The 17,388-nt window shown below is 77.0% G+C and carries 18 protein-coding genes; 6 read left to right on the forward strand and 12 right to left on the reverse strand.

The genetic code is table 11. The features are described 5' to 3' along the window. Window positions 1-62: 62 nt before the first annotated feature. Genes ACI8AB_RS12790 through ACI8AB_RS12805 form a run of 4 tightly spaced genes read left to right on the forward strand, consistent with a single transcriptional unit; the run spans window position 63 to window position 2,623 of the window. Window positions 63-767, forward strand: coding sequence for an energy-coupling factor ABC transporter permease (locus ACI8AB_RS12790; RefSeq protein ID WP_456950424.1), 705 nt, complete (start codon window positions 63-65; stop codon window positions 765-767). Continuing rightward, window positions 764-1,096, forward strand: a complete 333-nt coding sequence (locus tag ACI8AB_RS12795; protein ID WP_387993483.1) for a PDGLE domain-containing protein — start codon at window positions 764-766, stop codon at window positions 1,094-1,096. Before ACI8AB_RS12790 ends, ACI8AB_RS12795 begins: the two co-directional genes overlap by 4 nt. 1 nt (window position 1,097) lies before the next feature. Further along, window positions 1,098-1,880 carry a cobalt ECF transporter T component CbiQ gene (gene cbiQ / locus ACI8AB_RS12800; RefSeq protein ID WP_456950425.1) on the forward strand — a complete coding sequence of 261 codons (783 nt, stop codon included), beginning with the start codon at window positions 1,098-1,100 and terminating at the stop codon, window positions 1,878-1,880. Next, window positions 1,877-2,623, forward strand: a complete 747-nt coding sequence (locus ACI8AB_RS12805) for an energy-coupling factor ABC transporter ATP-binding protein (protein WP_456902622.1) — start codon at window positions 1,877-1,879, stop codon at window positions 2,621-2,623. Before cbiQ ends, ACI8AB_RS12805 begins: the two co-directional genes overlap by 4 nt. 77 nt (window positions 2,624-2,700) lie before the next feature. On the opposite strand, the gene ftsY is transcribed toward ACI8AB_RS12805, so the two are convergent. After that, window positions 2,701-3,939, reverse strand: a complete 1,239-nt coding sequence (gene ftsY, locus ACI8AB_RS12810; protein WP_456950426.1) for a signal recognition particle-docking protein FtsY — start codon at window positions 3,937-3,939, stop codon at window positions 2,701-2,703. 72 nt (window positions 3,940-4,011) lie between these two features. On the opposite strand from ftsY, the gene ACI8AB_RS12815 reads away from it, so the two are divergent. Both ACI8AB_RS12815 and ACI8AB_RS12820 read left to right on the forward strand, forming a co-directional pair. Continuing rightward, on the forward strand, window positions 4,012-5,727 hold the full coding sequence (locus ACI8AB_RS12815) for an alkaline phosphatase D family protein (RefSeq protein ID WP_456950427.1): 1,716 nt from the start codon (window positions 4,012-4,014) through the stop codon (window positions 5,725-5,727). A gap of 4 nt (window positions 5,728-5,731) precedes the next feature. Further along, window positions 5,732-6,547 (forward strand): endonuclease/exonuclease/phosphatase family protein, encoded by an 816-nt coding sequence (locus ACI8AB_RS12820; RefSeq protein ID WP_387993498.1) that lies wholly within the window; start codon window positions 5,732-5,734, stop codon window positions 6,545-6,547. Between the two features lie 7 nt (window positions 6,548-6,554). Here the strand turns inward: ACI8AB_RS12820 and smc are convergent, their stop codons facing one another. The 11 genes from smc to recG form a co-directional block, all read right to left on the reverse strand. Continuing rightward, window positions 6,555-10,127 (reverse strand): chromosome segregation protein SMC, encoded by a 3,573-nt coding sequence (smc, locus tag ACI8AB_RS12825; RefSeq protein ID WP_456950428.1) that lies wholly within the window; start codon window positions 10,125-10,127, stop codon window positions 6,555-6,557. A gap of 76 nt (window positions 10,128-10,203) precedes the next feature. After that, a complete protein-coding gene (locus tag ACI8AB_RS12830) occupies window positions 10,204-10,395 on the reverse strand; it encodes a hypothetical protein (protein ID WP_456929224.1) in 192 nt (63 codons plus the stop codon). 151 nt (window positions 10,396-10,546) lie between these two features. Then, complete coding sequence (locus ACI8AB_RS12835) at window positions 10,547-10,822, reverse strand: acylphosphatase (RefSeq protein WP_456950429.1); 276 nt, start codon at window positions 10,820-10,822, stop codon at window positions 10,547-10,549. Beyond that, window positions 10,819-11,694: a bifunctional DNA-formamidopyrimidine glycosylase/DNA-(apurinic or apyrimidinic site) lyase gene (mutM, locus tag ACI8AB_RS12840; RefSeq protein WP_456950430.1), complete on the reverse strand. Its 876-nt coding sequence runs from the start codon at window positions 11,692-11,694 to the stop codon at window positions 10,819-10,821. Before mutM ends, ACI8AB_RS12835 begins: the two co-directional genes overlap by 4 nt. 3 nt (window positions 11,695-11,697) lie before the next feature. Next, entirely contained in the window at window positions 11,698-12,474 is a 777-nt protein-coding gene (gene rnc, locus ACI8AB_RS12845) for a ribonuclease III (RefSeq protein WP_456950431.1), read from the reverse strand. An 11-nt stretch (window positions 12,475-12,485) separates the two neighbouring features. Next, complete coding sequence (gene rpmF, locus ACI8AB_RS12850) at window positions 12,486-12,665, reverse strand: 50S ribosomal protein L32 (protein WP_089402499.1); 180 nt, start codon at window positions 12,663-12,665, stop codon at window positions 12,486-12,488. 2 nt (window positions 12,666-12,667) lie between these two features. Next, a complete protein-coding gene (locus ACI8AB_RS12855) occupies window positions 12,668-13,216 on the reverse strand; it encodes a YceD family protein (protein ID WP_456950432.1) in 549 nt (182 codons plus the stop codon). Window positions 13,217-13,475: 259 nt separating this feature from the next. Beyond that, window positions 13,476-14,165 carry a hypothetical protein gene (locus tag ACI8AB_RS12860; protein WP_387993226.1) on the reverse strand — a complete coding sequence of 230 codons (690 nt, stop codon included), beginning with the start codon at window positions 14,163-14,165 and terminating at the stop codon, window positions 13,476-13,478. After that, on the reverse strand, window positions 14,162-14,650 hold the full coding sequence (gene coaD / locus ACI8AB_RS12865) for a pantetheine-phosphate adenylyltransferase (RefSeq protein WP_387993229.1): 489 nt from the start codon (window positions 14,648-14,650) through the stop codon (window positions 14,162-14,164). Before coaD ends, ACI8AB_RS12860 begins: the two co-directional genes overlap by 4 nt. Beyond that, on the reverse strand, window positions 14,647-15,201 hold the full coding sequence (rsmD, locus tag ACI8AB_RS12870; RefSeq protein WP_387993232.1) for a 16S rRNA (guanine(966)-N(2))-methyltransferase RsmD: 555 nt from the start codon (window positions 15,199-15,201) through the stop codon (window positions 14,647-14,649). Before rsmD ends, coaD begins: the two co-directional genes overlap by 4 nt. Next, a complete protein-coding gene (gene recG / locus ACI8AB_RS12875; protein ID WP_456950433.1) occupies window positions 15,198-17,384 on the reverse strand; it encodes an ATP-dependent DNA helicase RecG in 2,187 nt (728 codons plus the stop codon). The genes rsmD and recG overlap by 4 nt, the downstream gene beginning before the upstream one ends. Between the last annotated feature and the right edge of the window lie 4 nt (window positions 17,385-17,388).

The following is a 17,388-nucleotide window of genomic DNA, read 5'->3' on the forward strand; positions in this document are numbered from 1 at the left end:
CGGTGTGCAATAAGGTTCCCGCGGGTGGTACCCGGCCGCCCGCGAGTCCCGTGGAGGTCCGCGTGCACGTCCCCGACGGCTTCCTGGACGCGCCGACGTCCGTGGCCACCGGCGCGGCGGCCGCCGGCGCGGTCGCCCTCGCGCTGCGCGGCGCCCGCCGTGAGCTCGACGAGCGCACCGCTCCCCTGGCCGGCCTCACCGCCGCCTTCGTCTTCGCCGTCCAGATGGTCAACTTCCCGGTCGGCGCCGGCACCAGCGGCCACCTGATCGGCGGCGCGCTCACCGCGGTCCTGGTCGGGCCCTGGACGGCGGTGCTCTGCACGACCGTCGTCCTCGTCGTCCAGGCGGTGCTCTTCGCCGACGGCGGGCTCACCGCGCTGGGCACCAACGTGACGCTCATGGGCGTGGTCGCCGTCGGCGTCGGCTACGGCCTGTTCCGCCTGCTGCTGCGGGTCCTGCCGCGCACCCGCGGCGGGCTGCTCGCCGCGGCCGGTGCCGGGGCGTTCGCGTCGGTGCCGGCGGCCGCGCTCGCCTTCGTCGCGCTGTTCGCCGCCGGCGGGGTCGCCGACGTGCCCCTGGGCACGGTGGCCGCGGCGATGGGCGGCATCCACGTGCTCATCGGCATCGGCGAGGCGGTCATCACCGTCGCGGTGCTGGGCGCGGTGCTGTCGGTGCGGCCGGACCTCGTGCACGGCGCCGCGCACCTGCGCCGCCCCGCCGACCTCGCCACCCGCCCGGGCCTGCGGACCGAGGAGGTCGTGCGATGAGCCGCCGTCGCGGCCTGTGGCTCGTGGGCCTGCTCGTCACGCTCGTCGTCGCCGGCTTCGTCAGCCACTACGCCAGCTCGCACCCCGACGGCCTGGAGTGGGCCGCGGGCGAGACCGGCTTCGCCGACACCGCCCGCGACAGCGCCACCGCCGGGTCACCGCTGGCCGACTACGCCGTGGAGGGCGTGGACGACGGCCGGCTGTCGGGCGGGCTGGCCGGGATCGCCGGCGTCGCGGTCACCCTGGTGCTCGCCGGCGGCCTGACCCTCCTGCTGCGCCGGCGGAGCGGCCGGCCGGCCGAGGTGGGCAGCACCTCCGCGGAGGACTGACGTGGGCGCCGGGCACGGCGGCCCGCTGGGCGCGGCCTACATCGGCGGCACCAGCGTGGTGCACCGCCTCGAGCCGCACGTGAAGCTGGTCGCGGTGCTGGCGTTCGCGCTGGTCGTCGTCGCCACCCCGGTGCACGCGGGGTGGGCACCGGCCGCCTACGGCGGGTACGCCGCCCTGGTGCTCGCCGCGGCCGCCGTCGCGCGGGTGCCGGCCGGGCGGCTGGCCCGCGGGCTGGTCGTCGAGGTGCCGTTCCTGGTCTTCGCGCTGCTGCTGCCGGTCGTGTCGCGCGGCCCGCGGGTCGAGGTGCTCGGCCTGTCCCTGTCGGAGAGCGGGCTGGCCGTCGGCCTCGGGCTGCTGGCCAAGGCGACGCTGTCGGTGCTCGCCGCCACCGTGCTCGCGGCCACCACCGAGCCGCGGGAGCTGGTGCACGGGCTGCAGCGGCTGCGGCTGCCGGCGGTCCTCGTGCAGATCCTCGCGTTCATGGTCCGCTACGCCGACGTCGTCGGCGGCGAGCTGCGCCGGATGCGGGTGGCCCGGGAGTCCCGCGGCTTCCGGAGCCGCGGGCCCGGGGCGCTGCGCGTGGTGGCCGCCGGCGCCGGGGCGCTGTTCGTGCGGTCCTACGAACGCGGCGAGCGCGTGCACCTCGCGATGCTGTCGCGCGGGTACACCGGCGTGCTGCCCACCGGGCCGGTCGCCGCGGTGCCCGCCCGGGCGTGGCTGGTGGCGCTGAGCCTGCCCCTGTCCGCCGCCGCGGTGCTCGCGGCGGGGATGCTGCTGGGGTGAGCACTCCCCCGTCCGCGCTCCTCGTGGAGGACCTCGCCTTCGCCTACCCCGACGGCCACCAGGCGCTGTTCGGCGTGGACCTGCGGCTCGAGCCCGGCGAGCGGGTGGCGCTGCTCGGGCCCAACGGCGCGGGCAAGACGACGCTCGTGCTGCACCTCAACGGGATCCTCGCCGGCGGGCGCGGCCGGGTGACCGTCGGCGGGCTGCCGGTGGAGAAGCGGAACCTCGCGGAGGTGCGCCGGCGGGTCGGCATCGTCTTCCAGGACCCCGACGACCAGCTGTTCATGCCGACCGTCGGTGAGGACGTCGCCTTCGGCCCGCGCAACCTCGGCCTGCCCGAGCCCGAGGTCGCCGCCCGGGTGGCCGCGGCGCTGGAGCAGGTCGGCATGGCCGGCGCCGCCGACCGCCCGCCGCACCACCTGTCCTTCGGCCAGCGCCGCCGGGTCGCCGTCGCCACGGTGCTGTCGATGCACCCGGAGGTGCTGGTGCTCGACGAGCCGTCGTCGAACCTGGACCCGGCCGGCCGGCGCGAGCTGGCCGAGGTCCTCACGGCCCTGCCGGTGACCATGCTGATGGTCACCCACGACCTGCCCTACGCCCTGCAGCTGTGCCCGCGCTCGGTGGTGCTCGACGGCGGCGTCGTGGTCGCCGACGGGCCGACCCGCGAGCTGCTCTCCGACGCCGACCTGCTGGCCGCGCACCGGCTCGAGCTGCCCTTCGGGTTCGACCCGACCCGCGTCTGAGCCTCCGTCGACGTCGTCCGGCCCCTCCCGGGCACCGCCCCGAGCGTGCGAGGGGTGGGGAGGAGGGGGTCCTCCCGCTAGTCCGCGGCGCCGACCAGGCCCTCGGCGAAGGCCTCCGGCTCGAACGGCGCGAGGTCGTCGGCGCCCTCGCCCAGGCCGATCAGCTTGACCGGGATGCCGAGCTCGCGCTGCACCGAGACGACGATGCCGCCCTTGGCGGTGCCGTCGAGCTTGGTGAGCACCACGCCGGTGACGTCGACGGCCTGGGTGAACACCCGCGCCTGCACGATGCCGTTCTGCCCGGTGGTGGCGTCGAGGACCAGCAGCGTCTCGGTGACCGGGCTCTGCTTCTCCACGACCCGCTTGATCTTGCCCAGCTCGTCCATGAGGCCAGACTTGGTGTGCAGCCGCCCGGCGGTGTCGACGACGACGGTGTCGACCTCGGCCTCGACGCCCGTGCGCACCGCCTCGAACGCCACCGACGCGGGGTCGGCGCCCTCCCGCCCGCGGACGGTGAGCACGCCCACCCGCTCGCCCCAGGTCTCGAGCTGGTCGGCGGCGGCGGCGCGGAAGGTGTCGGCGGCACCGAGGACGACGCTCTTGCCGTCCCCGACGAGCACACGGGCGATCTTGCCGACCGTCGTCGTCTTGCCGGCGCCGTTGACCCCGACGACGAGGAGCACGCCGGGCCGCCCCCCGTGCCGGTCGGTGGCCAGGCTCCGGTCGAGGTCGGGCCCGAGGACGGCCGTCAGCTCGCGGACGAGCAGCGCGCGCAGGTCGGCGGGCGTGGCGGTGGCCAGCACCATCGACTGGGTGCGCAGCCGCTCGACGATCTGGGTGGTCGCGGCGACGCCGACGTCGGCGGCCAGCAGGGTCTCCTCGACCTCCTCCCAGTCGTCCTCGGTGAGCCGCTCACGGGCGAGCACGGTCAGCAGGCCGCGGCCCAGCGAGGACTGCGAGCGGGCCAGCCGCGAGCGCAGCCGGACCAGCCGGCCGGCCGACGGCGGCGGCGTCTCGAAGACGACGCCCGGCTCCGCCTCGGCCGGCGGCAGGTCGACGGCGGGCGGCGGCTCGGGCGAGACGGTGTCCGGCTCGGCCGGCGCGAGACCCTGACCGGAGGCGGTGGCACCCGACGGCCGGTCCTCCCGCGGCGGCGCGGGCGGTGGCGCCGTGGGCGGCCGCGGGCGGGTGAGCGTGGTGCCGGCGGCGGCGTCCTCGTCCAGCCGGGTGGTACGGCGACCGCGGCCCACCAGGAGGCCCACCCCGGCGACCAGGGCCACGAGGACGATCGCGATCGCGATCAGCACGAACTCCATGCCGGTCAGTCTCCCAGTTCGCGCTCAGCGGGTTCTGGGCGGAACCCGGGTCGGTGGGCGAGGCTGGCGGCCATGCCGCCGCCCGCCGGGGATCCCCCGGCCCTCCTGCTCGGCCCGCTCCTGCGGCACGTCGACCCCGTGTCGGCGACCGTGTGGGTGGAGACCGACCGCCCGTGCACCGTCGACGTCCTCGGGCGCAGCGCGCGCACCTTCCGCGTGGGCGGGCACCACTACGCGCTCGTCGTCGTCGAGGGGCTGGCGCCGGGCAGCACCACGCCCTACGAGGTGCACCTGTCGACCGGCGGCACCGACCGCGTCCGGGTGTGGCCCGAGGAGGGCTCGCCGTTCCCGCCGAGCCGGATCCGCACGCCCGGGCGGCCCGGGCCCTTCCGGCTGGCCTTCGGCTCCTGCCGCTACGCCTCACCGGGCACCGTCGACGTCGCCGAGGGCATCCCGCCCGACGCGCTGGACGCCTACGCCGAGCGGGTCGCGGCGCTGCCCGAGGACGAGTGGCCGGACGCGCTGGTGCTGCTCGGCGACCAGGTCTACGCCGACGAGCTGACCCCGGCGACGCGCAGCTGGCTGGGCCTGCGCCGGGGCGGGCCGGTGCGCCACGACGCCCAGGTGCACGACCTGGAGGAGTACACGCGGCTCTACGCCGAGTCCTGGAGCGACCCGCAGGTGCGGTGGCTGCTGGCCACCGTCCCGTCGTCCATGGTCTTCGACGACCACGAGATGATCGACGACTGGAACACCTCGGCCGCCTGGCGGCGCCGGGTGACCACGACGGACTGGTGGGCCGACCGCATCGCCGGCGGCATGGTCAGCTACTGGGTCTACCAGCACCTGGGCAACCTCTCCCCCGCCGAGCTGGCGGCCAGCGGGACGTGGCAGGCGGTGTGCGCGCTGCCCGAGGGGGCCGACGCCGAGCCGGTGCTGCGCGAGATGGCCGAGGTCGCCGACCGGGACCCGCGGTCGGTGCGCTGGAGCTACGTGCGCCACTGGGGCGACGCGCGGCTGCTCGTGGTGGACAGCCGGGCCGGGCGGGTGCTCGACGAGCAGTCCCGTCGGATGGTCGACGACGACGAGTTCGCCTGGATCGAGGAGCAGATGCGGGCCGCGGTCGCGGACGGCGTCGAGCACCTGCTGGTCGGCACGTCGCTGCCCTGGCTGCTCCCCCACGCGATCGACGCGATCGAGCGCTGGGACGAGGCGCTGGCGGTCCGGCACGAGGGGCGGCCGCTGGGCCGGCTGGCCGAGGCGCTCCGGCAGGCCGCCGACCTCGAGCACTGGGCCGCGTTCGGGCACTCCTTCGACCGGCTGGCCGCCGCGCTGCTGGCCGCGGCCCGCGGCGAGCACGGCCGGGCACCGGCGACGGCGGTGGTGCTCTCCGGCGACGTCCACCACGCCTACGCCGCCGAGGTGGTCTCCCCCGGCGGCCTGTCCGGGCGGGTGCACCAGCTCACCGTCTCGCCGCTGCACAACCAGGCGCCGCACCCGATCCGGGTCGGGTTCCGCATCGGCTGGAGCCGCTGGGCGCGGTGGCTGACCGGGGCGATCGCGCGGGCGGCCCGCGTCCGTCCCGCGTCGGTGGAGTGGGTCAAGGCGGCCGGGCCGTTCTTCGGCAACCAGGTGGGCGAGCTGGTGCTCGAGGGCCGGCGGGCGCGGTTCGTGCTGCACGTGAGCGACCACCGGGCCGACGGCGAGGAGTGCCTGCAGCAGGTGCTCGACCTGCCGCTGGCCGGTCCGGTGCCCGCTGCGGCCCCGGCGGCGGAGGTGACAGGCTGACGGGGTGACCGATCCCCGTGGTGTCAAGCCGGCCCCCGGGCCCGACCAGCCGCCCATCCCCGTCCGGCTGGTCACCTTCAACACGCACCACGGCGTGGGCGACGACCGGCGGCACGACCTGCCGCGGCTGGCGAAGGTGCTCGCCGCCGCCGACGCCGACGTCATCTGCCTGCAGGAGGTGGACCGGCACTTCGGCGAGCGCAGCGAGGACGTCGACCAGGCGCTGCTGCTGTCCCGGGCGCTGGACGTGCAGCTGGCGTGGGGCCCGGCGATCGACGAGGCCCGCCCCGGGGACGCGCCGCGGCGTCAGTACGGCAACGCGCTGCTGTCCCGGCTGCCGATCCTGGTCAGCGACGTCCACCCGCTGCCGGGCAGCGGCGAGCCGCGCAGCGCGCTGCGCACCCTGGTCGAGCTCGACGGCGGCGCGCTGTGGGTGACCACCACCCACCTGACGACGCGGTCGGCGGCCGAGCGCGCCGAGCAGGTGGAGCTGCTCGCGGCGCTGACCACCGAGTCCATGGCCACCGGCGTGCTGGTCGGCGACCTCAACGCCGCCCCCGACGCCCCCGAGCTCGCCGGCCTGCGCGAGCGGTTCACCGACGCCTGGGAGGTCGCCGGCGAGCGCGAGGACCAGGCGCGGTGGCGCTTCTGGCAGCGCGAGGAGGGACTCACCCACCCCGCCCGCGCCCCGCACGCGCGCATCGACCAGGTGTGGGTGACCCCGGGCATCCAGGTCGCCGGGGCGCGGGTCCTCGACGGCGCCGGCGCCTCGGACCACCTGCCGCTCGTCGTCGACCTGCTGGTCCCCTCCGGGGTCTGAGGACGCCTCAGGCGGACGCGGCGTCGGCCTCGCGCAGGCGCTGGCTGATGACGCCGGTGATGCCGTCGCCGCGCATGCTCACGCCGTAGAGGGCGTCGGCGATCTCCATCGTCCGCTTCTGGTGGGTGATGACGATCAGCTGCGACGTCGCCCGCAGCTGCTCGACGAGGGTGAGCAGCCGGCCCAGGTTGACGTCGTCGAGGGCGGCCTCGACCTCGTCGAGCACGTAGAACGGCGAGGGCCGCGCCCGGAAGATCGACACCAGCAGCGCGACGGCGGTCAGCGACCGCTCGCCGCCGGACAGCAGCGACAGCCGCTTGACCTTCTTGCCCGGCGGGCGGGCCTCGATCTCCACGCCGGTGGTGAGCATGTCCTCGGGGTCGGTGAGCACCAGCCGGCCCTGCCCGCCGGGGAACAGGGTGGCGAAGACGCCCTCGAACTCGCGGGCGACGTCGGCGAACGCGGACGCGAACACGTCGTGGATGCGCCCGTCGACCTCGCGGACGACGGTCAGCAGGTCCCGGCGGGTGGCCCTGAGGTCCTCGAGCTGGGTGGCCAGGAAGGTGTGCCGCTCCTCGAGCGCGGCGAACTCCTCCAGCGCCAGCGGGTTGACCTTGCCGAGGGTGGTGAGGTCCCGCTCGGCGCGGGCGGCCCGGCGCTCCTGGGTGGCGCGGTCGTAGGGCACCGCGGCGGGCTCGGGCTCGCCTGCGGCCTCGGCGGCGGCGACCTGCGCCGGGTTCGGCGGCACCGGAGCGGCCGGCCCGTACTCGGCGACCAGCGTGGGCAGGTCGACGCCGAACTCCTCGGCGGCGCGCTCCTCCAGCGCCTCGATGCGCAGCCGCTGCTCGGCGCGGGCGACCTCGTCGCGGTGCACCTCGTCGGTGAGCCGCTCCAGCTCCGCGGTCGCCGCGCGGACCCGGGTGCGGACCTCGAGCAGCTCGGCCTCGCGGGCGGTGCGCTGCCGGGCCAGCTCGTCGCGCTCGGCCGCGGCGCGGGTCAGCGAGCCGGTCAGCGCGGCGAGGGCCTCCTCGGCGCCGGCGCGCACCCGGGCGGCGACCTCCGCGCCGCGGCGGCGGGCCAGCCGGGCGGCCGCCGCGCGCTCGCGGGCGGCCCGCTCCTGCCGGGCCTGGCGGCGCAGCGCGTCGGCGCGCCCGGACAGCGCGCGGGCCCGCTCCTCCGCCGTCCGCACGGCCAGCCGGGCCTCGGTCTCGGCCTGCCGGGCCGCGGCCACCTCCAGCCGCAGCCGGTCGCGCTGCTCGGCCGACGGCTCCTCCTCGACCGGCGCCGCCTCCGCCTCGGCGAGCCGGGCCTCGAGCTCGGCGAGCCCGGCCCGCGACTCCTCCAGCGCCCGCTCGGCGCGCCGCCGGGCGGCGTCCGAGCGCTCGGCCTCCGCGGCGGCCGACCGGGCCGCCGCACCCAGCTCGGCGAGCTGCGCGGCGAGCGCCGAGCGGCTGCGGTCGGCGGCCTGGCGGGCGGCCAGGGCGGCGTCGACGTCGGCCGAGCGGGCGCGGGCGGTCTCGCGGGCGGCGGCCAGCCGGTCGGCGAGGTCGGCGGCGCGGTCGCTGGCGGCGGCGAGCTCGCGCTCGGCCTCGTCGACGCGGGCGCGCACCTCCAGGCCCGAGGGGGCGTTCGTCGCGCCGCCGGTGGCGGAGTCGGCGCCCACGAGGTCGCCGTCGGCGGTGACCGCGCGCACCCGCGGGTGCGTGGCCACCAGCGCGCGGGCGGCGTCGAGGGTGGGGACGACGGCGACCCGGTCGAGCGCGCGGGCCAGCGCCGGGTGCAGCTCCGCGGGCGCCTCGACGAGGTCCAGCGCCCAGGACAGGCCCTCGGGCAGCGCCGGCCAGCCCTCGCGCGGCAGCGGGGGCGGGCCGCCGGTGACCAGCAGCCCGGCGCGGCCGGCGTCGGTGTCGCGCAGCCGCGCGAGCACGGCGGTGGCCTCGGCGACCCCGGTGACGACGACGGCCTCGGCCAGCCCGCCGAGGGCGGCGGCCAGCGGCACCTCCGCGCCGGGCGCGACGGTGATCCGGTCGGTGACCGGCCCGACGACGCCGGGCAGGCCCGAGGCGAGGACGGCGGCCGCGCCGTCGGCGGGGGCCAGGCCCAGGGCGAGCGCGTCGCGGCGGGCGGCCCAGGAGGCGCGGTCGCGCTCGGCGGCGCGCTCGGCGTCGGCGAGCTCGGTGACCGCCCGCGCGGCGGCCGTGTGCGCGGCGACGGCGTCGGTGTGCGCGGTGACCAGCGCGACGTCCTCGTCGTCGGCGTCGGCGACGCCGGCCCGCCGCTCGGCCAGCCGCGCCCCGGCGGCCTCGGCGCGCGCGGCCGCCTCGGCGGCGGCCTGCGCCAGCCGCTCCACCTCGGCCTGCCCGGCGGCGGCGCGGGAGCGCCCGGCGGCGACCTTCCCCGACAGCCGGGCCAGGCCCTCGCGGCGGTCGGCGAGCGCACGGGTGGCGGCCACCCAGGCGCGCTCCTCCGCGGCCAGCGCCTCCTCCAGCCCGGTGCGGGCGGCGACGGCGGTGGCGAGCCGGCCGCGCTCGGCCTCGAGCCCGGCGGCGAGCTCGGCCTCGGTCGCGGCGACCCGGTCGGCCTCGGCCTCCAGCTGCTCGGGGTCGCGGCCGCCCGTGGGGGCGGGCCCGGCGGCGGACAGGTGGCGGTGCCGCTCGGCGGCCAGCTGGGCGACGCCGCGGAACCGCTCGCCGAGCGCGGACAGCCGGTACCAGGTGTCCTGCGCGGCACCCAGGCGCGGCGCGTCCGCGGCCAGCGCCGCCTCCAGCGCGCTCTCCCGCGTCGACACCTGCACCAGCTCGGCCTCGACGACGGCGCGCCGCTCGCGGGCCGCGGTCTCGTCGGCGACGTCCTTGGCCAGGGCGTCGCGCAGGCCGACCAGGTCGTCGGCGAGCAGCCGGAGGCGGGCGTCGCGCAGCTCGGCCTGCACGCCGGCGGCGCGGCGGGCGACCTCGGCCTGGCGGCCCAGCGGCTTGAGCTGGCGGCGCAGCTCGGCGGTCAGGTCGGCCAGCCGGTCGAGGTTGGCCTGCATCGCGTCGAGCTTGCGGAGCGCCTTCTCCTTGCGCTTGCGGTGCTTGAGGACGCCGGCGGCCTCCTCGACGAACGCGCGCCGGTCCTCGGGGCGACCGGACAGCACGGCGTCGAGCTGGCCCTGGCCGACGATGACGTGCATCTCGCGGCCGATGCCGGCGTCGCTGAGCAGCTCCTGCACGTCGAGCAGGCGGACCTTGTCGCCGTTGATCTCGTACTCGCTCTCGCCGGAGCGGTACATCCGGCGGGTGACCGAGACCTCGGTGTAGTCGATCGGCAGCGCGCCGTCGGCGTTGTCGATGGTGAGGGTCACCTCGGCCCGGCCCAGCGCCGGGCGGCCGGCGGTGCCGGCGAAGATGACGTCCTCCATCTTGCCGCCGCGCAGCGACTTGGCGCCCTGCTCGCCCAGGACCCAGGCGATGGCGTCGACGACGTTGGACTTGCCCGAGCCGTTGGGGCCGACGACGGCGGTGATGCCCGGCTCGAGCCGGAGCGTCGTCGGGGACGCGAAGGACTTGAAGCCCTTGAGCGTCAGGCTGGACAGGTGCACGGACTCGGCAGCCTAGTCCTCCCGGGGTGGTGCGCCGGGGCGGGCGAGGCGGGTGGTGCTGAGGAGGAGGACGCGGTTACGCGAGGGCCGGCTCGGCGTTGTCGCCGGTCAGGCTCAGCAGCTCGTGGGCGATGGCCGCCTCCCGCTGGGCCCGCAGCTCGGTCAGCTCCTGCTCCAGGCGGCGCACCTTGGCACGCAGGACCGCGTTCTCCTCGAGTACGCGGAGCTCCGCGGGGGACACGACGGAACCGAACAGGGCCTTGGCCATGGCGGAAACGGCCTTTCCGACAGCGAGAGGGGGTGCCCGCCGCCCCGGGAGGTCGGTCGGCGCGGGCTTCGTGCCCCCAGGGTGACAGCCCCCGACACGCAGGTCAACGCCAAGACCGGAGCGTCATCGTGTCGGGGGGATGTCGCCTTCGTCACGCGGTGGTGAAGCCGCGGACCCCCTGCACCACGCGGTCCTCCTGCGCCGTCCCGGTCACCCGGCCGGGGGCGGCCGGGCCGCTCAGCGCGGCGACGACGGCGCGGACGTCGTCGGCCGGTCCCTCCAGCTCGACCTCGACGCGGCCGTCGGGCAGGTTGCGCGCCCAGCCCGACAGGCCGGCGGCCTCGGCCAGGCCGCGGACGAACCAGCGGTAGCCGACGCCCTGCACGCGGCCGGAGACCAGCACGCGCACGCGGACGGCGTCGCTCACGACCGCCTCGCGCGCGGGCGCGGCTGGCACTGCGGGCAGCTGTAGCTCGACCGGTTCGTGAAGGACTCCCGGACGATCGGCGTCCCGCACCGCGGGCAGGGCCGGTCGGCCTGGCCGTAGACGGCGAGGAAGCGGGAGAAGTAGCCGCTCTGCCCGTTGACGTCGACGTAGAGGGAGTCGAACGAGGTGCCGCCCTGCGCCAGCGCCTCGCCGAGCACGCTGCGCACGCCGTCGAGCAGGTCCGCGACCTGGGTGCGGGTCAGCCGGTCGGTGGGCCGCGTGCCGTGCAGGCGGGCCCGCCACAGCGCCTCGTCGGCGTAGATGTTGCCGACGCCGCCGATCAGCGTCTGGTCGAGCAGCGCCCGCTTGACCTCGGTGCGCCGGCGGCGCAGCGCGGCGCTGAAGCCGGCCTCGTCGAACGAGGTGTCGAGCGGGTCGATGGCGATGTGCGCCAGCCGCGGCGGGATCCGCTCGCCGTCCGCGTCCTCGACCGCGAGCCCGCCGAACGTGCGCTGGTCGACGAAGCGCAGCTCGCGGCCGCCGTCGGTGAAGGTGAACCGGGCGCGCAGGTGGGTCTCGTCGGGCTGGGACCGCTTCTCCACGAGGAGCTGCCCGCTCATGCCGAGGTGGGCGACCAACGCCCGGCCGGCGGGTGTGCCGTCGGCCTCGGTCAGCGGCAGCCACAGGTACTTGCCGCGGCGGTGCGCGGCGCTGAACGTGCGGCCGGTCAGCGACTGCACGAAGGAGTCGGCGCCCTCGAGGTGCCGGCGCACCGCGCGCGGGTGGTGCACCTCGACGGCGGCCACGGTGCGCCCGGCGACCCAGCGCTCCAGGCCGCGCCGGACCACCTCGACCTCGGGCAGCTCGGGCACGGGTCAGTCCCCGGCGGGCGCGGGGGCGTCGGCGGAGACGGCGCGCCAGGCGGCCTCGGCGGCCTCCTGCTCGGCGGCCTTCTTGGTGCGCCCGGTGCCCTTGCCCCGGACGACGCCGGCCAGCGAGACCGCGGCGGTGAAGGTCTTGGCGTGCGGCGGGCCCTCGTCGGTGACGTCGTAGACGGGGGCGCCCAGGCCGCGGGCGGCGCCGAGCTCCTGGAGGCTGGTCTTCCAGTCCAGGCCGGCACCGCGGGTGGCGGACTCGACCAGCAGCGGGTCGAACAGGCGGTGCACGACGGCCGCCGCGGTCTCCAGGCCCACGCCCAGGTGCACGGCGCCGATCAGCGCCTCGAGCGCGTCGGCGAGGATCGAGTCCTTCTCCCGGCCGCCGGTGGTCTCCTCGCCGCGGCCGAGCAGCAGGTGCGGCCCCAGGCCGCCGTCGCCGAGCCGCCGGGCGACCCCGGCCAGCGAGGTCATGTTGACCACCGAGGCGCGCAGCTTGGCCAGCCGGCCCTCCGGCAGGTCCGGCTGGCTGCGGTAGAGCTCGTCGGTGACGACGAGGCCGAGCACCGCGTCGCCGAGGAACTCCAGCCGCTCGTTGGTGGGCAGGCCGCCGTGCTCGTAGGCGTAGGAGCGGTGGGTCAGCGCCAACGCCAGCAGGCCGCCGGGCAGCTCGATGCCGAGGGCGTCGAGCAGCCAGGCGGCCGCGGAGTCGGCGTGCGCCGGACCCGCCGGCGAGCCGCCGTCGGGGACGACCGGCGGGCGGGCGGCGCTGCCCACGTCGTACCGGGTCAGACCGAGAGGACCTGGCGGCCGGCGTGCTGGCCGCAGTTCGGGCAGGCCTGGTGCGGCGGCTTGAGCTGGCCGCAGGCGCGGTTCGGGCAGGGGGCCAGCGTGGGGGCGCTCGCCTTCCACTGCGACCGGCGGGCGCGGGTGTTGGCGCGGGACATCTTCCGCTTCGGGACGGCCACGGTCAGTTCTCCTCAGGGTCGCCCGGACGGTCGGTGACCGCTCCGGTGGTGAAACGGCCGGCGAGGCCGGCCCAGCGGGGGTCGACCAGCTCGTGCGAGTGGTCGTCCGGCAGGTCGTCGAGGCGCTGGCCGCAGCCGGAGCACAGGCCGGCGCAGTCCTCGGTGCAGGTGGGGGAGAGCGGCAGGGCGAGGACGACGGCGTCGCGCACCATCGGCTGGAGGTCGATGCGCTCGCCCTCGACGAGGCGGACCTCGTCCTCCTCGCTGGTGGCCTCGGTGGTGCTGCCCGGGTAGGCGAACAGCTCCTGGACGTCGAGGTCGTAGGTGTCCTCGACCGGGTCCAGGCAGCGGGCGCACTGGCCCTCGACCGGCACCTCGACGTCGCCGGAGACCAGCACGCCCTCCATCACCGACTCCAGGCGCAGCCGCAGGTGGACCGGCGCGCCCTCGGGGACGCCGATCATCTCCAGCCGCCAGCCCTCGGGGGCCGGGACGGTGCGGTCGAGCTCCTGCATCGAGCCCGGACGGCGGCCGAGCTCGCGCAGTTCCACGGCCCAGGGGTCGGCGGCGGGGCGCCGGGCGTCGGGGGACGCGGCGCCGGGGCGGCGGTCAGCAGGTGCGGCAGGCATGTCGGTACTCGCGGTCGTCAGGTGGGAGGGGATCCGGCCGGGCACGGACACCGGTGGTCGGACCAGCAACCGAGACTACCCGATCCCGCGCCGACGCCGTCCGGCCGTGGTGGGGTGCTGGAACGGCCACCCTCCACGGGCCCGCGCCTGCGCGTGCGAGGCGTGGGGGAAGGGTGGGCCTTCAGGGCTCCCGCAGCGTCTCGCGGGCCTTCTCCACCGAGCGCAGCATCCGCTCGAGGGTGGTGCCGAAGTCGGCCAGCCGGGTGTCGACGTACTCGTCGACCTCGGCGCGCATCCGGTTGACCTCGGCGACGGTCTGCGCGCCGAGCTCGTCGGAGCGGGCGACCGCGCCGCGGTAGACCTCGGTCTCGCTGACCAGCCGCTCGTGCTCGGCCTGCGCGGCGGCGAGCACCTCGGCGTGCTGGGCCTGTGCGTCGGCGAGCACCGCCTCGTGGTGCGCCTGCGCCTCGGCGATCAGCCGGTCGGCCTCCGCCTCGGCCCGGGTGAGCAGGTCCTCGGCCTCGGCCTGGGCGCGGGCGAGCAGCTCGTCGCGCTGCCGCCGGGCGGTCCCGAGGACCTCCTCGCGCTGGCGGCGGGCCGAGGCGACCAGCCGGTCGGCCTCCTCGCGGGTACGGCCGGTGAGCTGCTCGGCCTCGGCCTGCGCCTGCTCGAGGATCTCGGTGCGCTGCTCGACGATCGCGCCGGCCGCGTGCACCTCCTCGGGCAGGTTCTCCCGCAGGTCGTCGAGCAGGTCGAGCACCTGGTCGCGCGGCACCATGCACGAGCCGGACATGGGCACGCTGCGGGCGCTCTCGATGAGCCGGCTGAGCTCGTCGACGGTCTCGTAGAGCCGGTACACGACCTCGGTCACGGCTGCGCCCCGTCGTCGCGCTTGGCCAGCAGCCGCTCGAGGACCGCCTTGGGCACCAGCCGGGAGACGTCGCCGCCGAAGGTGGCGATCTGCTTGACCAGGCTGGAGGACAGGTGGCCGACCTGCGGCGCGGTGGGCACGAACAGCGTCTCGACGCCGGCCAGCTCGCGGTTCATCTGCGCCATCTGCAGCTCGTACTCGAAGTCGCCGACCGCGCGCAGGCCCTTCACCACCACCGGGACGTCGTGGCTGCGGCAGTAGTCGACGAGCAGGCCGCTGAAGCTGTCGACGACGACGTTGGGCAGCTCGGCGACCGCCTCGCGCAGCAGCTCCATGCGCTCGTCGACGGAGAACAGCCCGGCCTTGCCGGGGTTGACCAGGACGGCGACCACGAGCTCGTCGTACAGCGCCGCGGCCCGGGTGATGACGTCGACGTGGCCGTTGGTGACCGGGTCGAACGACCCGGGACAGACCGCTCGCCTCACGGGAGGCGACCGTACCGGAGCACGGCCTCCCCGTAGCGGCGGTCGCGGATCCCGGTGAGGGGTGTCGGCCACTCCCAGGGCTCCTCGCGGGAGGAGCGCTCGACGACGACGACCGCGTCCGGGGCGAGCCACTCCCCCGTGACCAGCGCGCTCAGCACGCCGCGCACCTCGTCGGCCGGGACGGCGTAGGGCGGGTCGGCGAGCACGAGGTCGAAGCGGGCCGGCGGCGCGCCGCCGACGACGGTGGGCACCGACCCCGCGACCACCCGCGCGCCGGGCAGGCCGACGGCGGCGACGTTGGCGCGCAGCACCGGCAGCACGCGCGGGCCGTTCTCGACGAGCACCACCTGCGCGGCCCCGCGGGACAGCGCCTCCAGCCCGAGCGCGCCGGAGCCGGCGTAGAGGTCGAGGACGGCGGCGCCGTCGAGGTCGAGCAGGGTGCCGAGGCTGTTGAACAGCCCCTCGCGGGCGCGGTCGCCGGTGGGGCGCACCCCGCTGGGCGGCACCTTCAGCCGCCGCCCTCCGGCCGCCCCGGAGATCAGCCGCGTCATGCCTTCTCGAGGTAGCCCGCGCGCTCGTCGGTGGCCAGGGCGGCGACCTCGGCGGCGAGGCCGGGGTGGTCGGCCAGCCCGCGCTCGGTGGCCAGCAGCGCGGTGGCCTCGGCGCGGGCGGTGGCGATGAGCTCCTCGTCCTCGAGCAGGGACAGCAGCTTGACGGTGGAGCGCCGCCCGGACTGCGCGGCGCCGAGGACGTCGCCCTCGCGGCGGGTCTCGAGGTCCACGCGGGCGAGCTCGAAGCCGTCGGAGGTGCCGGCGACGGCGGCCAGCCGCTGCCCGGTCGCCGTCGTCTCGCGGGCCTCGGTGACCAGCAGGCACAGGCCGCGGTGCTTCCCGCGGGCCACCCGGCCGCGCAGCTGGTGCAGCTGGCTGACGCCGAACCGGTCGGCGTCCATGACCACCATCACGGTCGCGTTGGGCACGTCGACGCCGACCTCGACGACGGTGGTGGCGACGAGGACGTCGACCTCGCGGGCGGCGAAGGCCCGCATGGTCGCCTCCTTCGCCTCGGGCGTCATGCGGCCGTGCAGCACCGCCAGCCGCAGCCCGGCGAGCGGCCCCTCGCTCAGCGCCTCGGCGACGTCGAGGACCGCCAGCGGCGGGCGTCGGTCGTCGCCGCCGCCGCTCTCCCGCGGGGCGTCGGCCTCGTCGGGCTCGTCCTCGCTGCCGGTGTCCTCGTCGCCGATCCGCGGGCAGACGACGTAGGCCTGCCGCCCGGCGGCGACCTCCTCGCGCAGCCGCTCCCAGGCGCGGTCGAGCCAGGTGGGCTTGTCGCTGACGGGGACCACCGAGCTGGCCACCCCGCCGCGGCCGCTGGGCAGCTGCCGCAGCACGGAGGTCTCCAGGTCGCCGTAGACGGTCATCGCGACGGTGCGCGGGATCGGCGTGGCGGTCATGACCAGCACGTGCGGCGGCCGGTTGCCCTTGGCGCGCAGCGCGTCGCGCTGCTCCACGCCGAAGCGGTGCTGCTCGTCGACGACGACCAGGCCGAGGTCGGCGAACTCGACGCCCTCCTGCAGCAGCGCGTGGGTGCCGACGACGATCCCGGCGCTGCCGTCGGCCACCGCGGCGCGGGCGGCGCGGCGGGGCGCGGCCTTCAGCGAGCCGGTGAGCAGCACGACCTTCGTGCCCGCGGGGTCGCCGTCCAGCTCTCCGGCGCGGGCCAGCGGGCCGAGCATGCCTGCGATGCTCCGGGCGTGCTGCGCGGCGAGGACCTCGGTGGGCGCCAGCAGCGCGGCCTGCCCGCCGGCGTCGACCACCTGCGCCATGGCCCGCAGCGCGACGACGGTCTTGCCGGAGCCGACCTCGCCCTGCAGCAGCCGGTGCATGGGGTGGTCGCGGGCGAGCTCGGCGGCGAGCTCCTCCCCCACCTGCCGCTGCCCCTCGGTCAGCTCGAAGGGCAGCGCGGCGTCGACGGCGTCGAGGAGTCCGCCGTCGCGGCGGGGGCGGGCGGTGCCCGGCTCCAGCGCCGCGGCCCGCCGGCGGGCGCCGAGGACCAGCTGCAGGACCAGCGCCTCGTCCCACTTGAGGCGCTCCTCGGCGCGCTCGACGTCCTCGTCGCTGGTGGGGCGGTGCACGTCGAGCAGGGCGGCGGGGAGGCTGAGCAACCCGTGGCGGCGGCGCAGGTCCTCCGGCAGCGGGTCCTCGACGAACCCGAAGCCGCCGGAGGCGTCGAGCAGCAGCCGCACCGACTTCTGGATGACCCAGCTGGAGACGTCCTTGCTCGCCGGGTAGATCGGGATGAGCGCGCGGGCCCAGTCCTCGTCGTCGTCACCGGTGATCAGGTGGAAGTCCGGGTGGGCGAACTGCTTGGTCCGGCGGTACTCGCCGACCGTGCCGGCGAACAGCCCCCAGGCGCCCTCCTCGAGCTTCCCGAACCTGCGGTTGAAGAAGACCAGCTGCATCTCGCCGGCGCCGTCGCCGACGGTGACCTCGGTGAGCGTGCCGGGCCGGTTGCGCATCCGCCGGCTGGTCACCCGCCGGACCTGGGCGAGCACGGTCACGCGGTCGCCGACCTGCAGGTCGTCGAGCCGGGTCATCTCACCGCGGCGGGCGTAGCGGCGCGGGTAGTGGCGCAGCAGGTCGCGGACGGTGCGCAGCCCCAGCGACTCGGCCATCGCCTTGGCCGTCTTGGCGCCGAGCACGCGCGCGAGGTCGGTGTCGAGGGTCACCGCCATCGGG

This window comes from Geodermatophilus sp. SYSU D00698, assembly GCF_054050335.1.